The organism is Allorhizobium ampelinum S4, assembly GCF_000016285.1.
GTDB lineage: Bacteria > Pseudomonadota > Alphaproteobacteria > Rhizobiales > Rhizobiaceae > Allorhizobium > Allorhizobium ampelinum.
In genome coordinates this window covers 975,541-997,503 of sequence record NC_011988.1, presented here as the reverse complement: position 1 = coordinate 997,503, position 21,963 = coordinate 975,541, and the positions used below count along the sequence as shown (strand labels likewise).

General features: G+C 58.6%; 23 protein-coding genes. 16 read left to right on the top strand and 7 right to left on the bottom strand.

Going from position 1 to position 21,963, the window contains the following annotated elements; all coding sequences use genetic code 11:
• Positions 1-325 precede the first annotated feature (325 nt).
• From exbB to AVI_RS21525, 3 genes are read left to right on the top strand one after another with little or no spacing between them, the layout of a single operon-like run.
• Positions 326-1,351, top strand: coding sequence for a tonB-system energizer ExbB (gene exbB / locus AVI_RS21535; RefSeq protein ID WP_012654251.1), 1,026 nt, complete (start codon positions 326-328; stop codon positions 1,349-1,351).
• Between the two features lie 4 nt (positions 1,352-1,355).
• Positions 1,356-1,823 (top strand): TonB system transport protein ExbD, encoded by a 468-nt coding sequence (gene exbD, locus AVI_RS21530; protein ID WP_012654250.1) that lies wholly within the window; start codon positions 1,356-1,358, stop codon positions 1,821-1,823.
• Positions 1,820-2,773, top strand: coding sequence for an energy transducer TonB (locus tag AVI_RS21525; RefSeq protein WP_012654249.1), 954 nt, complete (start codon positions 1,820-1,822; stop codon positions 2,771-2,773). The genes exbD and AVI_RS21525 overlap by 4 nt, the downstream gene beginning before the upstream one ends.
• 22 nt (positions 2,774-2,795) lie before the next feature.
• On the opposite strand, the gene AVI_RS21520 is transcribed toward AVI_RS21525, so the two are convergent.
• The 4 genes from AVI_RS21520 to rocF form a co-directional block, all read right to left on the bottom strand.
• Positions 2,796-3,911: a glycoside hydrolase family 88/105 protein gene (locus AVI_RS21520; protein WP_012654248.1), complete on the bottom strand. Its 1,116-nt coding sequence runs from the start codon at positions 3,909-3,911 to the stop codon at positions 2,796-2,798.
• A gap of 132 nt (positions 3,912-4,043) precedes the next feature.
• Positions 4,044-4,202 (bottom strand): YqaE/Pmp3 family membrane protein, encoded by a 159-nt coding sequence (locus tag AVI_RS29745; protein ID WP_012654247.1) that lies wholly within the window; start codon positions 4,200-4,202, stop codon positions 4,044-4,046.
• Between the two features lie 86 nt (positions 4,203-4,288).
• Positions 4,289-5,344, bottom strand: coding sequence for an ornithine cyclodeaminase (locus tag AVI_RS21510; RefSeq protein ID WP_012654246.1), 1,056 nt, complete (start codon positions 5,342-5,344; stop codon positions 4,289-4,291).
• Complete coding sequence (rocF, locus tag AVI_RS21505) at positions 5,344-6,276, bottom strand: arginase (RefSeq protein ID WP_012654245.1); 933 nt, start codon at positions 6,274-6,276, stop codon at positions 5,344-5,346. The genes AVI_RS21510 and rocF overlap by 1 nt, the downstream gene beginning before the upstream one ends.
• Before the next feature lie 123 nt (positions 6,277-6,399).
• On the opposite strand from rocF, the gene AVI_RS21500 reads away from it, so the two are divergent.
• Positions 6,400-6,846, top strand: a complete 447-nt coding sequence (locus tag AVI_RS21500) for an Lrp/AsnC family transcriptional regulator (protein ID WP_012654244.1) — start codon at positions 6,400-6,402, stop codon at positions 6,844-6,846.
• A 41-nt stretch (positions 6,847-6,887) separates the two neighbouring features.
• Positions 6,888-7,655, top strand: a complete 768-nt coding sequence (locus AVI_RS21495; protein WP_012654243.1) for an SDR family NAD(P)-dependent oxidoreductase — start codon at positions 6,888-6,890, stop codon at positions 7,653-7,655.
• A 116-nt stretch (positions 7,656-7,771) separates the two neighbouring features.
• On the opposite strand, the gene AVI_RS21490 is transcribed toward AVI_RS21495, so the two are convergent.
• Both AVI_RS21490 and AVI_RS21485 read right to left on the bottom strand, forming a co-directional pair.
• A complete protein-coding gene (locus AVI_RS21490; protein ID WP_012654242.1) occupies positions 7,772-8,203 on the bottom strand; it encodes an RbsD/FucU family protein in 432 nt (143 codons plus the stop codon).
• Positions 8,204-9,433, bottom strand: coding sequence for an ROK family transcriptional regulator (locus tag AVI_RS21485; protein WP_012654241.1), 1,230 nt, complete (start codon positions 9,431-9,433; stop codon positions 8,204-8,206). It abuts the gene before it with no gap.
• A 349-nt stretch (positions 9,434-9,782) separates the two neighbouring features.
• Here AVI_RS21485 and AVI_RS21480 point away from each other — a divergent pair, with 349 nt between their 5' ends.
• From AVI_RS21480 to AVI_RS21435, 10 genes are all read left to right on the top strand, one after another.
• A complete protein-coding gene (locus AVI_RS21480) occupies positions 9,783-10,808 on the top strand; it encodes a sugar ABC transporter substrate-binding protein (RefSeq protein WP_012654240.1) in 1,026 nt (341 codons plus the stop codon).
• A 195-nt stretch (positions 10,809-11,003) separates the two neighbouring features.
• Complete coding sequence (locus tag AVI_RS21475; protein ID WP_012654239.1) at positions 11,004-12,086, top strand: ABC transporter permease; 1,083 nt, start codon at positions 11,004-11,006, stop codon at positions 12,084-12,086.
• Positions 12,086-12,868 carry an ATP-binding cassette domain-containing protein gene (locus tag AVI_RS21470; protein ID WP_041698633.1) on the top strand — a complete coding sequence of 261 codons (783 nt, stop codon included), beginning with the start codon at positions 12,086-12,088 and terminating at the stop codon, positions 12,866-12,868. Before AVI_RS21475 ends, AVI_RS21470 begins: the two co-directional genes overlap by 1 nt.
• Complete coding sequence (locus tag AVI_RS21465; RefSeq protein WP_012654237.1) at positions 12,865-13,500, top strand: nucleoside triphosphate hydrolase; 636 nt, start codon at positions 12,865-12,867, stop codon at positions 13,498-13,500. The genes AVI_RS21470 and AVI_RS21465 overlap by 4 nt, the downstream gene beginning before the upstream one ends.
• Positions 13,501-13,709: 209 nt before the next feature.
• Entirely contained in the window at positions 13,710-14,537 is an 828-nt protein-coding gene (locus tag AVI_RS21460; RefSeq protein ID WP_012654236.1) for a transporter substrate-binding domain-containing protein, read from the top strand.
• Positions 14,538-14,823: 286 nt separating this feature from the next.
• Positions 14,824-15,465, top strand: coding sequence for an amino acid ABC transporter permease (locus tag AVI_RS21455; RefSeq protein WP_012654235.1), 642 nt, complete (start codon positions 14,824-14,826; stop codon positions 15,463-15,465).
• The gene (locus AVI_RS21450) at positions 15,462-16,130 is read left to right on the top strand and encodes an amino acid ABC transporter permease (RefSeq protein ID WP_012654234.1); all 669 of its coding nucleotides are present in this window, start codon (positions 15,462-15,464) and stop codon (positions 16,128-16,130) included. Before AVI_RS21455 ends, AVI_RS21450 begins: the two co-directional genes overlap by 4 nt.
• Positions 16,127-16,918 carry an amino acid ABC transporter ATP-binding protein gene (locus AVI_RS21445; protein WP_012654233.1) on the top strand — a complete coding sequence of 264 codons (792 nt, stop codon included), beginning with the start codon at positions 16,127-16,129 and terminating at the stop codon, positions 16,916-16,918. Before AVI_RS21450 ends, AVI_RS21445 begins: the two co-directional genes overlap by 4 nt.
• On the top strand, positions 16,915-17,664 hold the full coding sequence (gene hutC, locus AVI_RS21440; RefSeq protein ID WP_012654232.1) for a histidine utilization repressor: 750 nt from the start codon (positions 16,915-16,917) through the stop codon (positions 17,662-17,664). Before AVI_RS21445 ends, hutC begins: the two co-directional genes overlap by 4 nt.
• 20 nt (positions 17,665-17,684) lie before the next feature.
• Positions 17,685-19,046, top strand: coding sequence for an LLM class flavin-dependent oxidoreductase (locus AVI_RS21435; RefSeq protein ID WP_012654231.1), 1,362 nt, complete (start codon positions 17,685-17,687; stop codon positions 19,044-19,046).
• A 226-nt stretch (positions 19,047-19,272) separates the two neighbouring features.
• Here AVI_RS21435 and AVI_RS21430 read toward each other — a convergent pair whose 3' ends face one another.
• Positions 19,273-20,622 carry a formimidoylglutamate deiminase gene (locus tag AVI_RS21430; RefSeq protein WP_012654230.1) on the bottom strand — a complete coding sequence of 450 codons (1,350 nt, stop codon included), beginning with the start codon at positions 20,620-20,622 and terminating at the stop codon, positions 19,273-19,275.
• A gap of 109 nt (positions 20,623-20,731) precedes the next feature.
• Here AVI_RS21430 and hutI point away from each other — a divergent pair, with 109 nt between their 5' ends.
• Positions 20,732-21,952 carry an imidazolonepropionase gene (hutI, locus tag AVI_RS21425; RefSeq protein ID WP_012654229.1) on the top strand — a complete coding sequence of 407 codons (1,221 nt, stop codon included), beginning with the start codon at positions 20,732-20,734 and terminating at the stop codon, positions 21,950-21,952.
• Positions 21,953-21,963 lie beyond the last annotated feature (11 nt).

Here is a 21,963-nt window from a genome sequence, read left to right as displayed (position 1 = left end):
TGGTCTTCGCAGGCAACAATCCGCCATGCTCCATGCCCGTTGATCGGGAAAACCGGGAGCCACTTTTCCCTTGGCAAGCCCGAGAGACTGCCCGCTTCATTCTGAACCAGGCAGCATCTCTGATCTTCTGTGTGAGCTTGCCTGACCGGGAAAACCGGAAACCACTTTTCCCTGGCAAGCTCTGGGGCAAGCTCAGGGAAAATGCATCCTTGGCAAGATTATACTTGAAAACATAACTCAACTTTAATATCGACAAACAATTAAAGGCACTGCCCCGCCATGCGCGGGACATGCTGGCAATGGATTTGGATCGGAAGGTTGTTTGATGGCGTATCGTCGCTCCTCTTCGCTCGCTCGCGTGAGCATGACCGTGGTTATTGGCTCGGGTCTGCTGATAACCGGCACGCTGATGAGTTCGTCCGCCGCCTTGGCCCAGCAAGGGACGGCACCCGCGCAAACCACAAGCGAACCAGCCACAGCCATGCCTGCGCAAACGCCGGTACAAGAGACGCCTGCGGCACCCACCAATTTGACAGCCCCACCAGCGGATAACGGCACGCCAGCTCCAGCACCCTCCCCCACAGAAGGCGTCGCAGTGGACGCTCCCGCCGCCGCAGTCCAGCGCTCCGATATTCCCCACGATCTTTCCCCTGTTGGCATGTTCATGGCCGCCGATTGGGTCGTGAAGTCAGTGATGATTGCCCTTGGCCTTGCCTCCGTTGCAACCTGGACCATCCTCCTTGTCAAAACTCTTCAGCTCTCCGGCTCAAAGGCGAGGCTGCGGCGCGGTCTGGCTGTGTTGCAAGAGGCGCGATCCCTCTCGCAAGCGGCAGGCGCATTGCAGAAACGGCGTGGCACCGTGCCGGACATGCTGCTGATCGCTGCACGCGAGTTGAAACTATCAGAGCCTGCGCTCGATTATGCTGGCAATGACGGCGTCAAGGAACGAGTAAGCTCGGCTCTGTCGCGGATCGAATCGCGCGCCGGACGCCGCATGACAGCCGGAACCGGCATTCTTGCCACCATCGGCTCCATCGGCCCCTTTGTCGGTCTGTTCGGCACCGTCTGGGGCATCATGAATTCCTTCATTGGTATTTCGCAATCGCAGACCACCAATCTTGCCGTCGTCGCGCCTGGTATTGCCGAGGCGCTGCTGGCCACGGCCATCGGCCTGGTTGCCGCCATTCCCGCCGTGGTGATCTATAACGTGTTTGCCCGCGCGGTGACCGGCTATCGCCAGCAATTGCTGGATGCGGCAACAGCGGTGGAACGGCTGGTCAGCCGGGATCTCGATTTCCGCAAGGTGCCGGCCGATGTGCGCGCCGCCCGCCTCAAGGTGGTGACGGAGTAATCCGATGGCTGGAGGTATCCGCGAAAATTCGAGCGACGATCTGGTTGAAAACCACGAGATCAATGTCACGCCCTTCATTGATGTCATGCTGGTTCTGCTGATCATTTTCATGGTGGCGGCGCCGCTGGCGACTGTGGATGTCAATGTCGACCTCCCCGCCTCCAGCGCCGCACCGGCCAAACGACCGGACGAACCGGTCTATCTCACCCTGAAACAGGATCTCAGCTTGGCGCTTGGCAATGACACAGTCAGCCGCGACAGGCTGCCGACTGTGCTGGAACAGGTCTCCAAGGGCAATAAAGACACGCGGATTTTCCTGCGCGCCGATAAGAATGTCGGCTACGGCGAATTCATGACGGTGATGAACCTGCTGCGCGACGCTGGCTATCTGAAGATTGCCCTGGTCGGCGTCGAAACATTGCCGCAGGCGACCAGCATTACGCCGCCCGCAGAGGATACCAACGGCCAATGAGCAGGCAAGCGGACCCGACGGGGCGGCGCAGTTCCGCCCTCGATTGGCTGCTCTGGTGTACAGCCGGAACCCTGGTGTTTGCCGCCCATGCCGGTGCCGTGGCGCTGATGCTGCAACAGCCGGAAGAACCGTTGGCCGACGGTGCTCCGCCTGCTGCCATCATGATCGAACTGGCTCCCGAGCCGGTCGCTACCAAGGTCGAAGAAAACCAGATCACGCCCGATCAGCAGGATGCCGAAGAGGTAAAATCCGAGGCGGTTGAGAAGCCACCACAGCCGGTCGAACCGCCACCCGTTCCACAGCCGCCCGAGGTGCAGCCCCCGGAACCGACACCACCTGAAAAAGTTGAGGAAACGCCACCTCCGCCACCCGAAGTCGCGGAAGTACAGCCCGAACCACCACCGGAACCCGAGCCAAAACCGGTGGAAGAACCGACGGTCGAGGAACAGGTAACCAAGGAACTGGAAAATGTGGAAGTGCCGCTGCCCGTAACTCGCCCTGTGCAAAAGCCGGTGGAGACCGCAGACACGACGCCGGTTAAAAAGAAGCAACCGAAAGCCACCCCGCAGCCGCAGGCCCAGAAAGCCCAGCGCGAGGCCCAGGCAGAGGTGACGCAATCGGACAGGACGGCAGCCTCCACCACCAGTTCTGGTCTGTTTTCATCGAGCGTCAGCCCGCAAAAATGGCAGGCACGGTTGGCGGCCTATCTTGAGCGACGCAAGCGCTATCCAAGCGAAGCCCGCGCCAACAAGGAGGAAGGCACGGCCTATGCCCGCTTCCAGATCGATGACAGCGGCAATGTTCTCTCGGTGTCGATTTCCCGGTCTTCAGGGTTTCCAAATCTGGATCAGGCAACGGTCGATGCCATAAAACGTTCGTCGCCGGTGCCAGCACCTCCGCCAGGTGTCAGCAAGACGATTACGGTGCCGTTCCGCTTCAATCTCAAATAACAACCGAAAAAGGCAGCTCCCGTCAGGCCAGTGCGGGAGATGCGGAGTGTGTCGCGCAACGCAGACGCTCCGCTTCAGCCATCATCAATGGGCCAACACCCTTGATATCGTCGTCGTTCAACGCTTCGGACAGGTAATAGGCAGGCGTTCCATCCCGGTAGACGCCGCCAAACCCGCCCAGTCCGGCCACACAGCAAATCTGCTTCATCACGATCCGGCCAGAGGCATTGGGACCAAGCGCATGACGGTGAAGGCTCTCCAATGCCTCTGACCCGACCTCTGCCGTTGCTCCCGCGATCCCGAGCCGCGCTGCCTTCAGAGAGGCATAGGCGAACATCGCCGTCGCGGAGCTTTCAGGATAATTGCCGGTAAGATCGGGCTGATCGATGACCTGCAACCAGCGGCCATCCCCGGTGCGCAAGTGTGAAAGCCGGGTGAGAAGTTCACCAAGCTTTTCGGCCAGCATCGACTTATCCGCTCCCTCTGGCACCAGGCCATAGAGATCGACCATGGCCATCGCCAGCCAGCCGATCGCCCGTGCCCAATGGGCGGGCGACAGGCCGGTTTGCGGATCGGCCCAGGCTTGCAGCCGTTCCTCGTCGTAGCCGTGGCGATAAAGCCCGCTCACACCATCCGAGGTTAGCTCGAGCGTCACCAGCAATTCCTCGAGCGCATCGCGGACCATAGACTCCTCGCCAGCCAACTTTCCGTATTCGGCCTTGAAGGCGAGGCCCATATAGAGCCCATCCAACCAGACTTGATGGGGATAGCGCAGCTTGTGCCAATAAGGTCCGGCGCCAAGACGCGGATGGCTTTGCAATTGCCGGGCAAGCCGGTCTGCCGCAACCTGGTAACGATTGTCACCGGTCGTTTTCAGCAGGAAAATCAGCGCCCGGCCCGGCAGGATATTGTCGATATTATACTCGGTCAGCACGTAATCACGCATCTGGCCCTGATCATCCAGCTGGTCATCGACCAGCCGCTTCAGATGCGCCGACCATCTGGTATCACCGGTCGCCTCATGTAGGGCGATCAGCCCAGCATAGAGACAACCGTCCTCATAGCACCAACTGCCACCCTTATAAGGCTGATAATCACGGGCATAGGCGTCGAAATACTCGACCAGATCGACAGTCATACGGCAGGCCTCCCAAGCGATACAGGCTTCGGTCCTCCAACCGTTGCCACGGGCGCCAAGGTCATCCGGCTTGGCCCCATTGTCAATCGCCATGTCGCCAGCCGGTAACCGTCAATGCGTCACTTCAGGATGCTACCTGCGCAGAATCACCCAGATGGCATGGATGATGCCGGGGATATAGCCGCACAATGTCAGAAGAATATTCAACCAGAATTGCAGACCGATACCGACCTGGAGAAAAACGCCGACCGGGGGCAGAAGAATGGCAAACAGAATGCGAACGACGTCCATGATAGATCCTTTGTAAAACTTGACTCCATGCAGAAATGGGGATCAAGGCAAAAGGATCCATACCGTCGATCATGAAATTTTAGTCATCAACCGACAGAAGCCTTGCTGCGCAGCACCATGCCATAGAGATCGCGGGGCTCATCGGGGTCGGCCAGCAGGTCCAATTCGGTGAAAAGCCCGGTCGCGGCCAGCTTGCTGCGCACATAGCGCAGGGCCGAAAAATCCTCGATGGCAAAGCCGACCGAATCGAACAAGGTGATCTGGCGCGAATCGCTACGTCCCTTGGCCGTGCCGGTCATGACCTGCCACAGTTCTGTGACGGGATGATCGGGAGCCATTTGCTGGATCTCCCCCTCGATCCGGGTCTGAGGAGGATATTCGACGAAAATATCGGCGCGATGGAGGATATCGCGGTGCAATTCGGTTTTGCCGGGGCAATCCCCACCCACGGCGTTGATATGAACACCGGGGCCGACCATGTTGTCGGTGAGAATGGTGGCGCATTGCTTGTCGGCGGTGACGGTGGTGATGATATCCGCGCCCTCGACCGCCTCCTGCGAGGAATGGCACAGCGTTATCGCCAATCCGCTTCCCTCAAGGTTGCGCAGGCATTTGTCGCTGGCGCTGCGATCGATATCATAGAGCCGAAGATGCGTGATGCCACAGATCGCCTTAAAGGCCAGCGCCTGAAACTCGGCTTGCGCGCCATTGCCGATCACCGCCATGCAGCGGGCATCGGGCCGGGCGAGGTATTTGGCCGCGACAGCCGAGGTCGCCGCCGTCCGCAATGCCGTGAGAATGGTCATTTCCGACAGCAGCATCGGATAGCCATTGCCGACATCCGACAACACGCCGAAAGCCGTCACTGTCTGGCGGCCCTGCCGCATGTTCTTTGGATGGCCGTTGACATATTTGAAGCCGTAGAGCGTGCCGTCGCTGGTCGGCATCAACTCGATCACCCCATCGCTGGAATGCGAGGCAATGCGCGGCGTCTTGTCAAACACTTCCCAGCGACGGAAGTCCTCCTCGATCACCTCGGCGAGTTCAGTCAGGAAGGTCTCGACCCCGATCCGCAGCACCAGTTTCATCATATGATCGACGCTGACGAAGGGGACGATATTCAGATTGGCAATAGCACTCATCAAACGCTCCCGGCATAATCGCGTGTCGGACGGTCCATGACCTGCCGTCCCATCAGGCTGGCGGTCAGATCCGCCATCAGGATTGCGGTGCGGCCCCGCTCGTCCAGGAAAGGGTTGAGTTCGACCAGATCAAGGCTGGAGACCAGGCCGCTGTCATGCAGCATTTCCATCACCAGATGCGCCTCGCGGAAGGTCGCACCACCCGGCACTGTGGTGCCAACGGCGGGCGCAATCATCGGATCGAGAAAATCCACATCGAAACTGATATGCAGCAAGCCATTCGCGGCCCGAACCTTATCCAGAAAAGCCCGCAGCAGCACGGCAACGCCATGCTCATCGATCATCCGCATGTCATGCACGGTGATGCCGGTCCGGCGCAAAGCGGCGCGTTCCGCCGGATCGACACTGCGAATGCCGATCATTGCCACATGAGCCGGATCGACCGCTTCCACCAGATCCGGAAAATAGCCGGTAAAACCCGGTTGACCGGTGAAATAAGCCACCGGCGTACCATGCAGATTGCCGCTTTCCGTGGTTTCCAGCGTATGGAAATCGGTATGGGCATCCAGCCAGAGCACAAAAAGCGGTCGGCCTTGTTCCGCCGCCCGGCGCGCCAGCCCCGGTACCGTGCCAGCCGAAAGCGCGTGGTCACCACCCAGAAAAATCGGCATGGCATCCGCACTTTCGCGGTAAGCGGCCTCGGACAAGGTCTCGATCCAGGCAACGGTTTCCGGCAGGTGATGCACAGCCGGATTGGGATGACTAAGGGACTTGAAGGCGGCAGGCGCGACATTGCCGAGATCGGTGACGCGATGGCCGAGCTCTTCCAGCATCGGGCCGAGCCCGGCAATACGCAGCGCGCTCGGTCCCATTTCACAGCCCAGACGGCCCGCCCCGATCTGCAAGGGAACTCCGATCAATCTGCACTCCATACGCACCTCCTGTTGTTGTCGCTATTCAACCATCTGTATCTGGCAATTTGAACGATGTAGATTGGCAATAATCTCCATATGGCTTATCGTTATGGCAGTTTTATTGCTCAAAGTGAGAAGTTAGTGGACGATCTCGATGAACGGCTGGTCACACTTTTGCGCCATAACGGCCGACGCAGCATTTCCGATCTGGCGCTGGAAACCGGCGCGTCGCGCGCAACGGTGCGGGCGCGGCTGGAACGGTTGGAGCGTGAGGGCACCATTCTTGGCTATACCGTGATCCTGCGGGCCGATACGGTCGATCTTGGCGTGCGCGGTATCATGATGATCGAAATCCAGGGCCATGTCACTGACAAGGTGATCCGGGCGCTGAGCGGCTTTCCCGAGATTTCCGCCGTGCATTCGACCAATGGGCGCTGGGACCTGATCGTCGAGCTGGGGGCAGCAACCCTGACGGATTTCGACAGTGTCTTGCGACGTGTGCGACTGGTTCCCGGCATCACCAATAGCGAAACCAGCCTCATTCTTTCGACGCCGCGCTCAACCCGGGCAAGGCTGTCGAAGCCGTGAGCGCACCAACATCATCCGCAGCGCAACAAGGACGGAAACCCATGACAGACAGACTGAAGGGAAAAATCGCCATCATTTCCGGTGGTGCGACCGGCATGGGCGGGGCGGCCTCGCGGCTGTTTGCAGCGGAAGGCGCTGCCGTCGCCATCATCGACCGCAATGGCGCGGAGGCCGAACAGACGGTCAAGGATATTCGTGATTCTGGCGGCATAGCCGATTTCTGGGTGGCCGATGTCTCGGAAGAAGACGCCGTTCAGGCCGCCGTCAAGGGTGTCGAGGACCGGTTCGGGGCTGTCACCGTGTTGTTCAATCACGCCGGCACCATCGTCATCAAGCCATTCCTGGAAACCACGCTGAAGGAATGGGACTGGCTGCATGCGGTCAATGTCCGCTCGATGTTTCTGATGACCCGGGCCGTTTTGCCCGGCATGATTGCCGCGGGTGGTGGCTCCATCGTCTGCACCTCCTCGATATCAGCCGTAGCAGCGACGCCGATGGAAGTGCTCTATGACACCACCAAGGGCGCAGTCCATATGTTTGCCCGCGCCATCGGCGTGGAATTCCGCGACCGGAACATTCGCTGCAACGCCGTCTGCCCCGGCTTTATCCGCACGCCGCATGGACTTCGGGAATTGACCGACCTTCAAGCGCTGGGTGTCGATGTCTCGGATGCCGCCATCATCGCCCAACAGGGCCGGATCGGCGAACCGGAAGACGTGGCCCGCGCAGCCCTTTATCTGGCCAGCGACGAATCCCGCTTCGTCAATGGTGCCCATCTGTTCGTGGATAACGGCTTTACGGCGATTTGAGCATGGAAAAGGCCGTGCAGGCCCCCCCGCACGGCCTCTTCTGGCTCAAAACCCCATCCAGGGCCTTTCGCCCTTTGCAGCCGCAGGTCCGCCAATGCGACTGCTGCAATCAGAGGTTATTTCGGATATATCACGCCTTTCTTAAGAATGACATTGGCATAAAGGCGGGGTTCGCCAGTTTGCACAACTGTATGCGCCGCCTTGACGCGCGGATAGAAATCCGGCCCCAGCAGCGGGACGACCGGCTGTTTTGGCTCATGGACAGCGCAGCAGGCGATGATTTCCGCATGAACCGGGTCAAGTGCATCGCGGTCCTTGCCGACGGTGGAGCGGAAAATCGCTTCCGGCACGAAATCGTCGATCGGCAGAACCGAGAGAATGGCATCCAGCACCGGAATAAGGCCGAGACCATCCAGCCGCACCAGCCGCCTTGCATGTTCGAGACCGGGATAATTGCCATCGACAATGGCGATTTCATCACCATGACCCATCGCCCGCAGGGTAGCCAGCAATTCGGGATTGAGGATGGGATTGAGGCCCTTCAGCATTTACAGTAACTCCTTGAACAACACATTCTGATCCAAAAGATAACGGGAAAACAGCGGCAGGCTGGCACCGCCAACCGACCGGGCCTGGTGGCCGACGGCGCCTTCGACGATCTCGGGCATCAATACACCCTGGAGGTCGAGATCACGCGCCGCTTCCTGGATAGCCACAACCAGACGCTGGCGCACCCATTGCGGAAAACCGCCATCGATGACGGCGGCGGAAAAGTCGATGATCGAGGCCGCAGCAACAATCGCCTGGGCCAGCGCTGCGGCGGTATCGCGGATCCAGATCTCCAGCGGCTCGCCATAGTCCACCCAGTCGCTCGGCGAATACCATAGGGACTGGCTATCCTGTCCATAGTCACGCAGCAGGTTTTCCAACACGAAAATCGACGCGATCTTCAAAAGCTGGACGGTTTTGCCATCGCGCCTTTGCACAGGCAGCGGCCCAACCGCGCCAGCTGTGCCGGTGCGTCCGGAAAACAGCGAGGAATTCAGCACGATGCCGCCGCCAACGAAAGAGCCGAGGAAAAAATAGACGAAATCCGGATAGTGTGGCCCGACCCCGAACACCAATTCCGCTGCACAGGCGCTGGTCGCATCGTTCTGGATGAAGACCGGATAACCGATCCGGGCCGCAACATCGGCCTTGAGATCAGTCTCACGCCAGACATCCATTTCCTCTGATGGCGCGCCGGTTTCCTCCGCCCAACTCCACAATTCGAACGGCGCTGCAATGCCCACACCGGCAATTCGCGCGCGCTCGGCTACGGAAAGCCTGCCCTCAATATCGGAAATGCCGCCGACGATGAAATCCAGCAGGAGGCCGGGCATTGGATAAGGATAGGTGCGACGCACCTCATGGCGGATCGTGCCGACGAAATCCATCAGCACCAGGTTGGCACTGCGTCTTCCGATCTTGACCCCGAACGAATAGACCGCATCCGGATTGAGCCGCATTGGCACCGAAGGCTGGCCGACGCGTCCACGCACCGGCTCACCGCGCACCAGCAGCTTTTCGCGCTCCAGCACCCGCATGATCACCGTCACCGTCTGGGCCGAGAGACCGCTGCGCCGGGCAATTTCCGCCTTGGACAGGCTGCCATGCCGGCGCACCAGCGACATGACCAGCCGCTCGTTATAGGCGCGCACTCCGACCTGATTGGCGCCGCCACTCGTCTCGAGGGCAGCGGGCGGCATGGCCAGACCCGCATTCATTCCCTCTGTCATCGATCATCCTCCCATCCCGCCCAACCCGGCCAGAGAGCCGCGTGCGACAAGAATTTCAAGGCCCCGAGCTCTGCCGGATTAGCATTTCGCCATCCTGGCCCGGCAACCAATTCTGCTGAGCATCCTGCTCCGTATCAGCCTGGCACAGGCTCCTCCCGCCCTGCCACGACCGCGCCAAGCATGCCACAGTGGATTAATAATTCAACTCGATTTATTTATTGACAGGCATTTGGAATAGTGTTTTCTTGAGGCAGGAAGCATGGGGGCCAACACGGGAGAGGTGATGGACCATGCGAACCGAACGGCCCCTTGAGAGGGTGCGTTTATCTTTGTCCTTGGGAGGATCCATATGAAGACCAATTTGATCGGCGCCACGCTTGGCGCCCTGGCTCTCGGCGTTGTCTTTTCGACAGGCGCACAGGCTGCTGACGTTTCAGCCTGCCTGATCACCAAAACCGATACCAATCCATTCTTCGTCAAGATGAAGGAAGGCGCTTCCGCCAAGGCCAAGGAACTGGGCGTTACGCTGAAGTCCTATGCCGGCAAGATCGACGGCGATAGCGAAAGCCAGGTTGCAGCCATTGAAACCTGCATTGCCGATGGTGCCAAGGGTATCCTGATCACCGCCTCCGACACCAAGGGCATCGTGCCTGCCGTCAAGGAAGCCCGCGACGCTGGTCTTCTGGTGATCGCACTCGATACGCCGCTTGATCCGGTCAATGCCGCTGACGCGACATTTGCGACCGACAACCTTCTTGCTGGCAAGCTGATTGGCCAGTGGGCTGCCGCCACCCTGGGCGACAAGGCCAAGGATGCCAAGGTTGCCTTCCTCGACCTTACCCCTGCCCAGCCATCGGTTGACGTTATGCGCGACCAGGGCTTCATGATCGGCTTCGGCATTGATCCGAAGGACCCGAACAAGATTGGTGACGAAACCGACCCGCGCATCGTCGGCCACGACATCACCAACGGCAACGAAGAAGGTGGCCGTACGGCCATGGAAAACCTTCTGCAGAAAAACCCGAACATCAACGTTGTTCACACGATCAACGAACCAGCCGCTGCCGGTGCCTATGAAGCCCTCAAGGCTGTTGGCAAGCAGAAGGACGTGCTGATCGTATCGGTTGACGGCGGCTGCCCTGGCGTGAAAAACGTCAAGGAAGGCGTGATTGGTGCGACATCGCAGCAGTATCCGCTGATGATGGCAGCCCTCGGCATCGAAGCCATCAAGAAGTTTGCTGACTCTGGCGAAAAGCCAAAGCCAACCGCTGGCAAGGACTTCTTTGATACGGGCGTTTCGCTCGTCACCGACAAGGCTGCTAAGGGCGTACCGTCAATCGACGTCGCCGAAGGCCTGAAGAAGTGCTGGGGCTGATACGCTCTTGAAATATTGCAACGGAAGGGCGGCTCAGGCCGCCCTTCTGGTAAGCGCCATACGCAACCAAGAGTAATAGACAGATTTCTGGGTTGAATACATAAATTCTACAATGCCGCAGGCGGCCGTCGGCAATTGGTGTCACGGTCCAGCCCGGCCCTCAAGCCTCAGAAGAGGTCCACGGGAGGAAAGCCGATGAGCGAGCCAAAAGCCGCCACCAAACCTCATCTTGAATACGAGAATGTGCTGTCGGGCAGTGCCACTGCGGTCGCGCAGTTCGATACCAACGACAAGACGCCATTGCAAAAGTTTCAGCACTTCCTGCATTCCAGCCCGGCTGCCGTGCCGCTGATCGTGCTGATTCTGTCACTGATCGCGTTCGGCGTCATTCTGGGTGGCAAATTCTTTTCACCCTTTGCCCTGACGCTGATTTTGCAGCAGGTTGCCATTACCGGCATCATCGGCGCAGCCCAGACCCTGATTATCCTCACCGCCGGGATTGACCTTTCGGTGGGGGCCATCATGGTCCTGTCTTCTGTCGTCATGGGGCAATTTGCCGTTCACTATGGCGTGCCTGGCCCGCTTGCCGTGCTGTGCGGCTTTGCCGTCGGCGGCATTTGCGGCTTCATCAATGGCGTGCTGGTGGCCCGCGTCAAGCTGCCCCCCTTCATTGTCACACTCGGCATGTGGCAGATCGTGCTGGCAGCCAATTTCCTGTATTCCGGCAACGAGACAATCCGCTCGCAAGACCTGGGCACCAATGCGCCCATCCTGCAATATTTTGGCCAAAGCTTTAAGTTGGGCGGTGCCGTCCTGACCTATGGTGTGATCTCACTCGCCCTTCTGGTTGCGGTCCTCTGGTATGTCTTGAACAACACCGCCTGGGGCCGCCATCTCTACGCTGTCGGCGACGATCCCGATGCAGCGGAATTGTCTGGCGTCAATGTCAAGCGCATGCTGATTTCCGTCTATACGCTTGCTGGCCTGATCTGTGCGCTGGGTGGTTGGGCGATGATTGGCCGTATCGGCTCGGTATCGCCAACGGCTGGGCAGTTTGCCAATATCGAATCCATCACGGCCGTGGTGATTGGCGGCATGTCACTGTTTGGTGGCCGTGGTTCCATCATGGGCATGCTGTTTGGCGCGTTGATCGTCGGCGTGTTCCAGCTTGGCCTGCGCATGGCCGGCACCGACCCGCAATGGACCTATATGCTGATTGGCGTGCTGATCATTGCCGCCGTCGCAATTGACCAATGGATCAGAAAGGTAGCTGGCTAATGGCACAAGAACCCATTCTCACCGCCCGTGGTCTCGTCAAGCGTTATGGCCGCGTCACTGCCCTCGACAACGCCGATTTTGATCTCTATCCGGGTGAAATCCTTGCGGTCATCGGCGATAACGGCGCTGGTAAATCCTCATTGATCAAGGCTATTTCCGGCGCGGTGACGCCGGATGAAGGCGAGATCAAGCTCGAAGGCAAGACCATCAATTTCCGCTCACCGATTGATGCCCGCAAGGCGGGTATCGAAACGGTGTATCAGAACCTTGCCCTGTCTCCGGCACTCTCCATTGCCGACAATATGTTCCTGGGCCGCGAAATGCGCAAACCCGGCATCATGGGCAGCCTGTTCCGGGCGCTGGACAAGCCTGCCATGGACAAATTTGCCCGTGAAAAGTTGTCCGAGCTTGGTCTGATGACCATCCAGAATATCAATCAAGCAGTGGAAACCCTGTCGGGCGGTCAGCGTCAGGGTGTGGCTGTGGCCCGTGCCGCAGCCTTTGGTTCCAAGGTGGTTATCCTCGACGAACCAACCGCTGCCTTGGGTGTCAAGGAAAGCCGCCGCGTGCTGGAACTGATCCAGGACGTGCGCTCGCGCGGCATGCCGATCGTGCTGATCTCACACAACATGCCGCATGTGTTTGAAGTGGCTGACCGCATCCATATCCATCGGCTTGGCAAGCGCCTGTGCGTGATCAATCCGAAGGATTACACCATGTCGGATGCCGTGGCCTTCATGACGGGTGCAAAAGAAGCACCAGCAGAAGCGATTGCAGCATGACAACATCTATTTCCTCCCTTCTTGAGGAAATCACGCGGCTGGCCCAAGGGGCCAGCCGTTTCATGATCGCCATTGCCGGACCGCCAGGGGCCGGTAAGTCCACCCTGTCGGAAGCCTTGCGCGAGGCGCTGATTGCGCGCGGCGAAACTGCGGAAATCCTGCCGATGGACGGATTTCACATGGACAACGGCATTCTGGAACAGCGCGGCCTGCTGAAGCGCAAAGGCGCACCGGAAACCTTCGACGTGCGCGGCTTTCTCGACATCGTCACGGCGGTGAAGGCTGGCGACGAGGAAGTGCTTGTGCCGGTTTTCGACCGCGACCGCGAATTGGCGATTGCCTCGGCCCGGCCAATTGCACCGGAAACCCGCTTCATTCTGGTCGAAGGCAATTACCTGCTTCTGGATCGCGCGCCTTGGACCCGTCTGCAAAGCTGTTTCGACCTGACTGTGTTCGTTGGCCCCCCACTGGAGGTGCTGGAACAGCGCCTGCGGGACCGTTGGGTTCATTACGGACTGGACGAGGCCGCAATCGCCTGGAAATTGAACGGCAACGACTTGCCCAACGGGCGATTGGTGATCGAAGCCTCCCGGCCCGCTGATATCAGTGTTGATATCGTCGCCATCGCGTGAAATAGCATTTTCCTGGAAAAAGGGGCGGATTCACCTCGACTCCGACCAAAGATCTGCTTAGAAAATAAGCACGCTTATTTTCCGCACAATAGCATTGACAGCTGCCCCCTTCCCCGCTCTATTTGTATAGTCAAATAGCCGAGAAACGGCTGAGGGGAATTGCACCGGTACGAGAGATCGCCGGGTTGCGGGCAACTGGAGAAATCGTGATGCAGAAAAGATTGTTGCTGAAGGCGGCGCTTGGGGCTGCCCTGTTGTTTGGCGCGAGCCTTTCGGCCCATGCCGAGGATGCGCTGATGAAAATCAAGGCCGCAGGCACGTTGAAGGTCGGAACGGAAACCGCCTTTGCGCCGTTCGATTTTATTGATGCTGGCGACCACGTCGGCCTCAACGTCGATCTCTTTGCCGAAATCGGCAAGGAACTGGGCGTGAAGGTTGAGTGGATTGCCCTGCCGTGGGATGGTGTTTTGCCCGGCCTTGAAGCTGGCAAGTTCGATATTGTTGCAGGCCCCGCCACCGTCACCAAAGCGCGCATGGAGCGCTATCGCTTCACCGCACCCATTGCCGAAGCCACCGTTGCCATCCTGAAAAAGGCTGGCGACAAGACCATTACCAAGCCTGAGGATCTGGCGGGTAAATCTGTTGGTGTTGGCAAGGCCACAGCCCAGCTGGCGCAGTTGCAGGAACTTTCCGCAACCTTGCCGAAGAAAATTGATGTGCGTGAATATGTCTCCTTCAACGACGCCTATGCCGATATGGCCGCAGGCCGCGTGGTGGCCGTTGCCAATTCACTGCCCAATATCGCCTTCGTTGCCAAGCAGCGCAATGGAGCTTTTGAAGTGGTGGTGCCACCCTTTGGCAAAAAGAGCTATTTCAGCTTTGTTGGCACCAAGGATGCAGACCACGCCAGCCTGATCGATGCTGTCGATGCCGCCATCATCAAGATGAAGGGCGATGGCCGCATGGCGAAATTGCAGGAAAAATGGTTTGGCACCAAGTTTGATACGCCTGATAGCGTGAAAGACCCGGCGTTTTGAGGTGAGCTATCCTAAGGTTCTGCCTCTGGAACGACAGATGATCGCTTGATCTGCCGCCTACCCCCCTCTGCCTTGCCAGGCATCTCCCCCTCAAAGGGGGGAGATCGACTCGCCCGAAGCGCCCAGTCAATCAGCCAGAACGGCATTTTGCGGTTGCGTCAGTTTAAGCAAGTCGTGGTGATCTATCTGATCTCCCCCCTTGAGGGGGAGATGTCCGGCAGGACAGAGGGGGGTATCCCGCACGCTGTCGTTTATTGTGGTCCGCAACAGCGGAGACTGGGGTGCCATGTCATTCAAACTCTTCTTTTTGCTGGTTAAGGCTGCCGGATGGACGCTGGGCATCAGTGTGATTTCGATTGCCATCGGCTTTTTGATTGCCATTGCCCTGTCTGGCGCCATGCTCTCCGGCAAACGACTCTATACAATGCCAACCAAGCTGTTCATCAGCTTCTTTCGCGGCGTGCCATTGCTGGTGCAATTGCTGCTGATTTATAATCTCCTGCCTTTTATAGGCATCAATGTGCCAAGCGTGGTGGCCGCCATCATTGGCCTTTCGCTTTGCACCGCAGCCTATCAGGCCGAAAACCTGCGTGGGGGCTTTGAAAGCGTGCCGAAAGGCTTGATCGAGGCTGCCGATATGGCTGGCTTTTCAGGCCGCCAGACGTTTTTACGCATCAAACTGCCCATTGCGTTGCGGCTCACCTTTCCGGCTTTGGTCAATGAGGCGATCATGATCCTCAAATCCTCTTCGCTGGTCTCGGTCGTCGGCATTGTCGAGCTGACCCGCATGGCACAGGATCTTGCCGCCTCCACCTATCTGCCCATTGAACTGTTTTCATCGGCAGCGCTGATTTATCTAATCATCTGCTGGAGCGTAGCGATGATCGCCCGCATCACCGAGCGTAGCCTGCCAGGAGCGGTCAAATGATCTTTGATCCGAAAGTCATTCTCGATCATCTACCGGAAATTTTCAGCGGTGCCACCACCACCCTGTGGATCTGGGTGGTCGGCATGGTGCTGGGCATTGTCGTTGGCTTTCTCGTCGCGACAGGACGGCGCTACGGCGGCAGGTTTCTGGATATTCCACTGGGATTGGTGGTGGAAGTGTTACGCGGCACGCCGTTTCTAATCCAGATTTTTCTGGTCTATTATGGCGGACCCTATGTTGGCCTGTCGCTCGACCCTATCCCTTGCGGGTTGATTGGTCTCACCGTCTATTCCGCCGCCTATTACTCGGAAATTTTTCGTGCAGGTTATGGCTCTGTTCCTCATGGCCATGTGGAAGCGGCAGAATGTCTGGGGCTGACCCGGCTCCAAATTATCCGCCGCATTCTCTTACCGGAAATGGCGCTGATTGTGCTGCCACCTTGCGTTAATCTCGCCATCATTCTTCTGAAAGAATCGGCGGTGTTGTCGATCATCACCGTTCCCGAACTCACCGCCACCGTCAGCGCCATTGGTTCTGCGCAATATGCCTTTCTGGAGGCGATTTTCGTGCTGGCCGTTATTTACTGGGTCATTGTGGAGGCCACCGCCTGGGCCGCTCGCAAGACTGAAGCCCGTTTGAGCAGATTGAGGTTTTCCGCGCCATGACGCTTCCCGCTATTTCCGTTTCCAAACTCGTCAAGCGCTTTGGCACAAACACCGTGTTGAATGACATTGATCTCGACATCCCCGAGGGCAAAGTCTCCTGCCTGATTGGCCCCTCCGGCTCTGGCAAAAGCACGCTTTTGCGCTGCATGGCCTTTCTGGAGGAGGCCAGCGAGGGGATGATCACCGTCAGCGGCGAGGCCCTTGGCTATTTCGAGCGGCCCGATGGCCAGCGCGAGCGCCTGCCTGCCGCCCAAATCCGCGCCGTGCGCTCTAAAATTGGCATGGTGTTCCAACAATTCAATCTCTGGCCGCATATGACCGCGCTTGGTAATGTCTCCGAAGCCTTGAAGACCGTGCATAAAGTGCCAAAACGTGAGGCGGAAGACCGCGCCATGGCGCAGCTGAAAAAAGTGGGGCTGGAAAACCGCGCAGGCCACTACCCGTCGCAGCTCTCCGGCGGACAGCAACAGCGCGTGGCCATTGCCCGCGCCCTTGCCTTGCAACCGAAAATCATGCTGTTTGATGAGCCAACCTCGGCGCTCGACCCGGAATTAACCGGCGAAGTGCTCAACGTGATGCGCGATCTGGCAGCCGAGGGCATGACCATGGTGGTCGTGTCACACGAAATCGGCTTTGCCGCCACGGTTGGCCAGCAGATCAGCTTTCTCGACCAGGGAAAATTGCTGTTTACTGGCGCGCCATCGGATGTTTTTGCCAAGCCGCGCCATCCCCGATTGGAACAATTCCTTGATACCTATCTGGATCGCGGCGCATCGATGCTGGCATGATGACTGAAGAGATAGACACACGCAGCAAATCGCTGCACCAGCGTATTCTGGATGACATTGAGAGCAATATTCTCTCAAGTCGATGGCCGCCGGGCCATAAAATTCCGTCCGAGCAAGTGCTGGCCGAGACATATGCCTGCTCACGCATGACCGTCAACAAGGTGCTGACCCAGCTTGCTCGCGCTGGCCTTGTGCTGCGCAAGCGCAAGACCGGCAGCATCGTCATGCCGCAGAACTCGCAAAGCGCCATTCTGGAAATTTACGACATCCGTGATGAGGTCATCGCGTTAGAGAAGACCTACCATCACCGCATTCTGTCGCGAACCATCCACCCTCCGACCAAGACAGAGTGTGAAAACCTGTCTCTCGCACCACGCCGCAAGCTGCTGACCCTCGCCTGTCTGCATTATGCTGATGATAGTCCTTTCTGCCTTGAAGAACGTATCATCAACCTCGGCGTGGTGCCGCAGGCAGCGGATGCTGATTTTGCCGATCTGGCTCCCGGTCCGTGGCTTTTGACGCACATTCCATGGAACGCCGCAGAGCACCGCATTGCCGCCGAAGCTGCCAATGATGCAGCGGCCAAAACCTTGGATATTGCCGCCAACACCCCGGTTCTGGTGGTGGAGCGCCAAACATGGCGGCTGGATGAAACCGTCACCCAGGTGCGCCTGACCTATCCCGGTGCCAGCCATGCCGTTACCGCCCGCTTCACCCCATCCCAACGCGTTATGACCCCAGCCTGATCAGAAAAGAAGAGATCGCCATGGCCCGCACCGACACATTGAAACTTGGAACCTTCGTCTACACTTTCGGCTTCAACCCGGCAGCGTGGCGGCACCCGGATGCCGATGTGCAGGGGGCCAACAAGATTGATCACCTGCTGAACGTGGCAAAAATCTCCGAAGCGGCGAAATTCGACTTCATGTTTTTGGCCGATTCTCCCGCCGCCGCCATTGGCGATGCCGATGCGCTGGCGCGCTCACCCACCAAGATGAACCGGTTTGAGCCGCTGTCGCTGATTTCGGCGCTGTCCGTGCTCACGGAAAAGCTCGGCTTTGTCGCCACCGCCTCCACCAGCTATTACGAGCCGTTTAACATTGCCCGCATTTTCGCCTCCATCGATCATTTGAGCGGTGGCCGCGCCTGCTGGAATGTCGTGACCTCCGACCATGATGAGACCGGCTATAATTACGGCTTCGAGGGCCTGCCGCCCCATGCGGAACGCTACGAGCGCGGCTCGGAGTTCGTCGATGTCGTCTTTGGCCTGTGGGACAGTTTTGAGCAAGATGCGCTGGTGTTGGACAAGGCCAACGGGCTTTACCACGACAAAGAAAAGCTGCACACGCTGAACCATAAGGGCAAGCATTTTCAGGTGCGCGGCCCGCTCAACATTGCAGCAAGCCCCCAAGGCCGCCCGGTGATTGCGCAAGCCGGTGGCTCGGAAGCGGGCATGGAACTGGCGGCCCGCACCGCCGAAATCGTCTTCAGCCTCGCCTCCAATCTGGAGCGCAACAAGGCTTTTGCCGACAATATCAAAGGCCGCATGGCCAAATATGGCCGCTCTACCAACGATCTCAAGTTGATGCCCGGCTTGGTGGTCAACGTTGGCGAAACCAAAGCCGAGGCGCAAGCCAAGGTCGATTTCCTGATCGACAACCTGCACCCCGATGTGGGCCGCTGGATGCTGGGAGAATTTCTGGAAGCCGATCTTTCCGGCGTGGCGCTCGACCAGCCCTTCCCGCTGGAGCGCCTGCCCGCCGAGCCAAAAGGCTCGAAAGCCATGTTTGAATGGTTGCGTGACTTCATCATGGAAGGCCACACCGTTGGCGAGCTGATCCGCTTCTACGCCGAGAAAAGCACCGGCAATGGCATCACCGGCACCCCCACTGAGATCGCGGATTTTATGGAAGAATGGTTCCAGGCCGGGGCCGCCGATGGCTTTATTCTGATGCTGCCAACCCTGCCCGCCAGCTTGAATGATTTTGTGCGGCTGGTGCTGCCGGAATTGCGCAGGCGCGGATTGTTCCGGGAAGAGTATGAGGGCAATACGCTGCGGGAGAATTTGGGGCTGTCGATGCCGGTCAATCGGTATGTGGCGGCGCGAAATGGTGGGGTCGCCAAATAAACCTGAGCAAGATCGCCCCCTCATCCCCCTGCCGGGACCTTCTCCCCGCAGGCGTGAAGAAAGCAGGTCGTTAGCCTTGGATTCATACGAAAACCAGCGTCCACATACACTGTCTTTGGCTGAAACCCGCGGCATCTGCGACACGACCTCTTCTCCCCAGCGGGGAGAAGGTGGCGGCAGCCGGATGAGGGGGGCGAAGCCAAATTGTTGGACGACAAGATCAACCTCAAAACGCCGCCATCAAATCCTGCATAACACCGGCAAACCGCGCAGCAACCCTCTCCCGAGCAATATGCCGCCCGGCCTCCACCTGCTTGGCCCCACCCACCCAAACACAATCCACCGCAGCCCCATTGGCAAAGATAAAACTGTCCAAAATCTGATCTCCGCTCAAACCGAGATCATGGCGCGACTTGAGACTGACGAGATCGGCAGGCTTGCCCGCTGACAGCCCACTCTCTGCCATCAACGCCGCAGCGCCACCTGCCACGGCACCGTCAAACAGATACCGCCCGGTTGATCCACCGGGAACGGCCATGACATTGCGGGCGCGGTGAGCGAGACGTTGCGAATATTCCAGCTGGCGCAGCTCATCGGCAATGCCAATCAGAATGTTGGAATCAGAGCCGATACCAAAGCGCCCACCCTGCCCCAAGAAAACCTCAGCATTAAACGTGCCATCGCCCAGATTGGCCTCAGTGATCGGGCAAAGCCCGGCAATGGCACCGCTTTTTGCCATCCGCATGGTTTCGTCGTCCGTCATGTGGGTGGCATGGATCAGGCACCAGCGGGATGAGAGATCAGCGTTGTCCAGCAACCACGCGACGGGACGCTTTCCAGACCACGCCACGCAATCGTCCACTTCCTTGACCTGCTCGGCCACATGAATATGGATTGGTCCATCAAAGGAGAGCTGTTGCAGCGCTGATAATTCTTCCGGTGTCACCGCCCGCAGGCTGTGAGGCGCAATGCCTGTGACGTTACCGGGCAGATTTGATGCCGCTTTTTTCGCCCCCTCCAACAGCTTCGCAAAACCATCGAGATCATTAATAAACCGCCGCTGGCCCTCATTGGGGGCAAGCCCACCAAAGCCGGAATGAGCATAAAACACCGGAAGCAACGTGAGGCCAATGCCAGTTTCTTCCGCTGCTCCCACAATCCGCTCTGCCATCTCGGCACGGTTATTGTAGGGGCTGCCATCGCGGTCGTGGTGGAGATAGTGAAACTCGCCCACCCGGCCAAAACCGACCTCCAGCATTTCCACATAAAGCTGGGCGGCAATGGCCTGCATCTGCTCCGGGTTCATGGTCAGGGCAAAGCGATACATCACCGTGCGCCAGCTCCAGAAACTGTCATTGTCCGGCCCGCGGAGCTCCGCCAAACCTGCCATGCCGCGCTGAAAGGCGTGGCTGTGCAAGTTCGCCATTGTGGGCAGCAACACCTCGTGCCGCTCGTCGCCAGCTTGCGCCTCAACACCCCGCTCAATGGCGGAAATTCTACGGCCTTTCAGCATCAGCCGCACATCCTTGGCCCAGCCATCTGGCAGTAGCGCCTGTTTTGCGTGGAGTGTCGTCATGGCTTTCCCCTCTCATTTTCTATCTTGCGCCTTGGCCAATTAAGTATATACATAATAGGAAAATCGATTGGGCGCAATGCAGCCTGAACGGCAATAACAAGGGATCAGCATGACACATCGGGATCGCATTTTCACCAATGCGCGGTTAGCAACGCTCAATCCGCAACTATCCGGCCTCGGCATTATCGAAGATGCCGCGCTGATGGTGCGCGATGGGCAGCTTGTCTACGCAGGGCCTATGGCAGAGCTGCCGATTAGCCTGCTGAATGCTGCCGAGGTGACCGATTGCGAGGGCCGCTGGATCACCCCCGGTCTGGTGGATTGCCATACCCATCTGGTGCATGCTGGCAATCGCGCCCATGAATTTGAGATGCGCCTAGCGGGTGCCAGCTACGAAGAAATCGCCCGCGCCGGAGGCGGTATTGTCTCATCCGTCTCCAAGGTGCGGGCGGCGAGTGAGGCGGATTTGCTACGCGAAACACTGCCGCGTCTGGACGCGCTGCTGGCGGAGGGCGTCACCACCATCGAGGTTAAATCCGGCTATGGGCTGACGGTGGAAGACGAGCTGAAAATGCTGCGGGCCGCAAAAAAACTCGGCGATGCGCGCCCCATTGCCATCAGCACCACTTATCTCGGTGCCCATGCCACGCCTGCCGAGTATAAGGGCCGCAACGGCGATTTTATCCGCGAGGTTGTGCTTCCCGGTTTGACGGCGGCCCATGCAGAACAGCTTGTTGATGCCGTCGATGGGTTTTGCGAGGGCATTGCCTTTTCACCCGATGAAATGCGCGTGGTGTTTGATGCAGCACAGGCTCTGGGCCTGCCGGTAAAACTGCATGCGGATCAGCTTTCCAATCTATCCGGTGCAGCGCTTGCTGCGGAGTATGGCGCACTCTCTGCCGACCATCTGGAATATACCGATGCGGCGGGCGCGGATGCCATGGCCAAAGCTGGCACCGTGGCGGTGCTGCTGCCGGGTGCCTTTTACTTTATCCGTGAGACAAAAAAGCCGCCTGTCGATCTCTTCCGCCAGCATGGCACCAAAATGGCACTGGCCACCGACAACAACCCCGGCACATCGCCACTCACCTCGCTGCTGCTGACCATGAATATGGGTGCCACCCTGTTTGGCATGACGGTGGAGGAATGCATAGCGGGCGTGACCCGTGAGGCCGCCCGCGCATTGGGTCGGCTGGATGAAATCGGCACGCTGGAAGCCGGAAAATCGGCTGATCTGGCCATCTGGGATATTTCTGAACTGTCTGAGCTTGTCTACCGCATGGGCTTTAACCCGCTGCACCAGCGGGTGTGGCGCGGCAATGACGCATAACAACAAGGGGC

Bases quoted from the DNA above. Each gene is read 5' to 3' on its own strand.
- exbB (WP_012654251.1), top strand. From the start codon at position 326: ATGGCGTATCGTCGCTCCTCTTCGCTCGCTCGCGTGAGCATGACCGTG.
- exbD (WP_012654250.1), top strand. From the start codon at position 1,356: ATGGCTGGAGGTATCCGCGAAAATTCGAGCGACGATCTGGTTGAAAAC.
- AVI_RS21525 (WP_012654249.1), top strand. From the start codon at position 1,820: ATGAGCAGGCAAGCGGACCCGACGGGGCGGCGCAGTTCCGCCCTCGAT.
- AVI_RS21520 (WP_012654248.1), bottom strand. From the start codon at position 3,911: ATGACTGTCGATCTGGTCGAGTATTTCGACGCCTATGCCCGTGATTAT.
- AVI_RS29745 (WP_012654247.1), bottom strand. From the start codon at position 4,202: ATGGACGTCGTTCGCATTCTGTTTGCCATTCTTCTGCCCCCGGTCGGC.
- AVI_RS21510 (WP_012654246.1), bottom strand. From the start codon at position 5,344: ATGAGTGCTATTGCCAATCTGAATATCGTCCCCTTCGTCAGCGTCGAT.
- rocF (WP_012654245.1), bottom strand. From the start codon at position 6,276: ATGGAGTGCAGATTGATCGGAGTTCCCTTGCAGATCGGGGCGGGCCGT.
- AVI_RS21495 (WP_012654243.1), top strand. From the start codon at position 6,888: ATGACAGACAGACTGAAGGGAAAAATCGCCATCATTTCCGGTGGTGCG.
- AVI_RS21490 (WP_012654242.1), bottom strand. From the start codon at position 8,203: ATGCTGAAGGGCCTCAATCCCATCCTCAATCCCGAATTGCTGGCTACC.
- AVI_RS21485 (WP_012654241.1), bottom strand. From the start codon at position 9,433: ATGACAGAGGGAATGAATGCGGGTCTGGCCATGCCGCCCGCTGCCCTC.
- AVI_RS21480 (WP_012654240.1), top strand. From the start codon at position 9,783: ATGAAGACCAATTTGATCGGCGCCACGCTTGGCGCCCTGGCTCTCGGC.
- AVI_RS21475 (WP_012654239.1), top strand. From the start codon at position 11,004: ATGAGCGAGCCAAAAGCCGCCACCAAACCTCATCTTGAATACGAGAAT.
- AVI_RS21470 (WP_041698633.1), top strand. From the start codon at position 12,086: ATGGCACAAGAACCCATTCTCACCGCCCGTGGTCTCGTCAAGCGTTAT.
- AVI_RS21465 (WP_012654237.1), top strand. From the start codon at position 12,865: ATGACAACATCTATTTCCTCCCTTCTTGAGGAAATCACGCGGCTGGCC.
- AVI_RS21460 (WP_012654236.1), top strand. From the start codon at position 13,710: ATGCAGAAAAGATTGTTGCTGAAGGCGGCGCTTGGGGCTGCCCTGTTG.
- AVI_RS21455 (WP_012654235.1), top strand. From the start codon at position 14,824: ATGTCATTCAAACTCTTCTTTTTGCTGGTTAAGGCTGCCGGATGGACG.
- AVI_RS21450 (WP_012654234.1), top strand. From the start codon at position 15,462: ATGATCTTTGATCCGAAAGTCATTCTCGATCATCTACCGGAAATTTTC.
- AVI_RS21445 (WP_012654233.1), top strand. From the start codon at position 16,127: ATGACGCTTCCCGCTATTTCCGTTTCCAAACTCGTCAAGCGCTTTGGC.
- hutC (WP_012654232.1), top strand. From the start codon at position 16,915: ATGATGACTGAAGAGATAGACACACGCAGCAAATCGCTGCACCAGCGT.
- AVI_RS21435 (WP_012654231.1), top strand. From the start codon at position 17,685: ATGGCCCGCACCGACACATTGAAACTTGGAACCTTCGTCTACACTTTC.
- AVI_RS21430 (WP_012654230.1), bottom strand. From the start codon at position 20,622: ATGACGACACTCCACGCAAAACAGGCGCTACTGCCAGATGGCTGGGCC.
- hutI (WP_012654229.1), top strand. From the start codon at position 20,732: ATGACACATCGGGATCGCATTTTCACCAATGCGCGGTTAGCAACGCTC.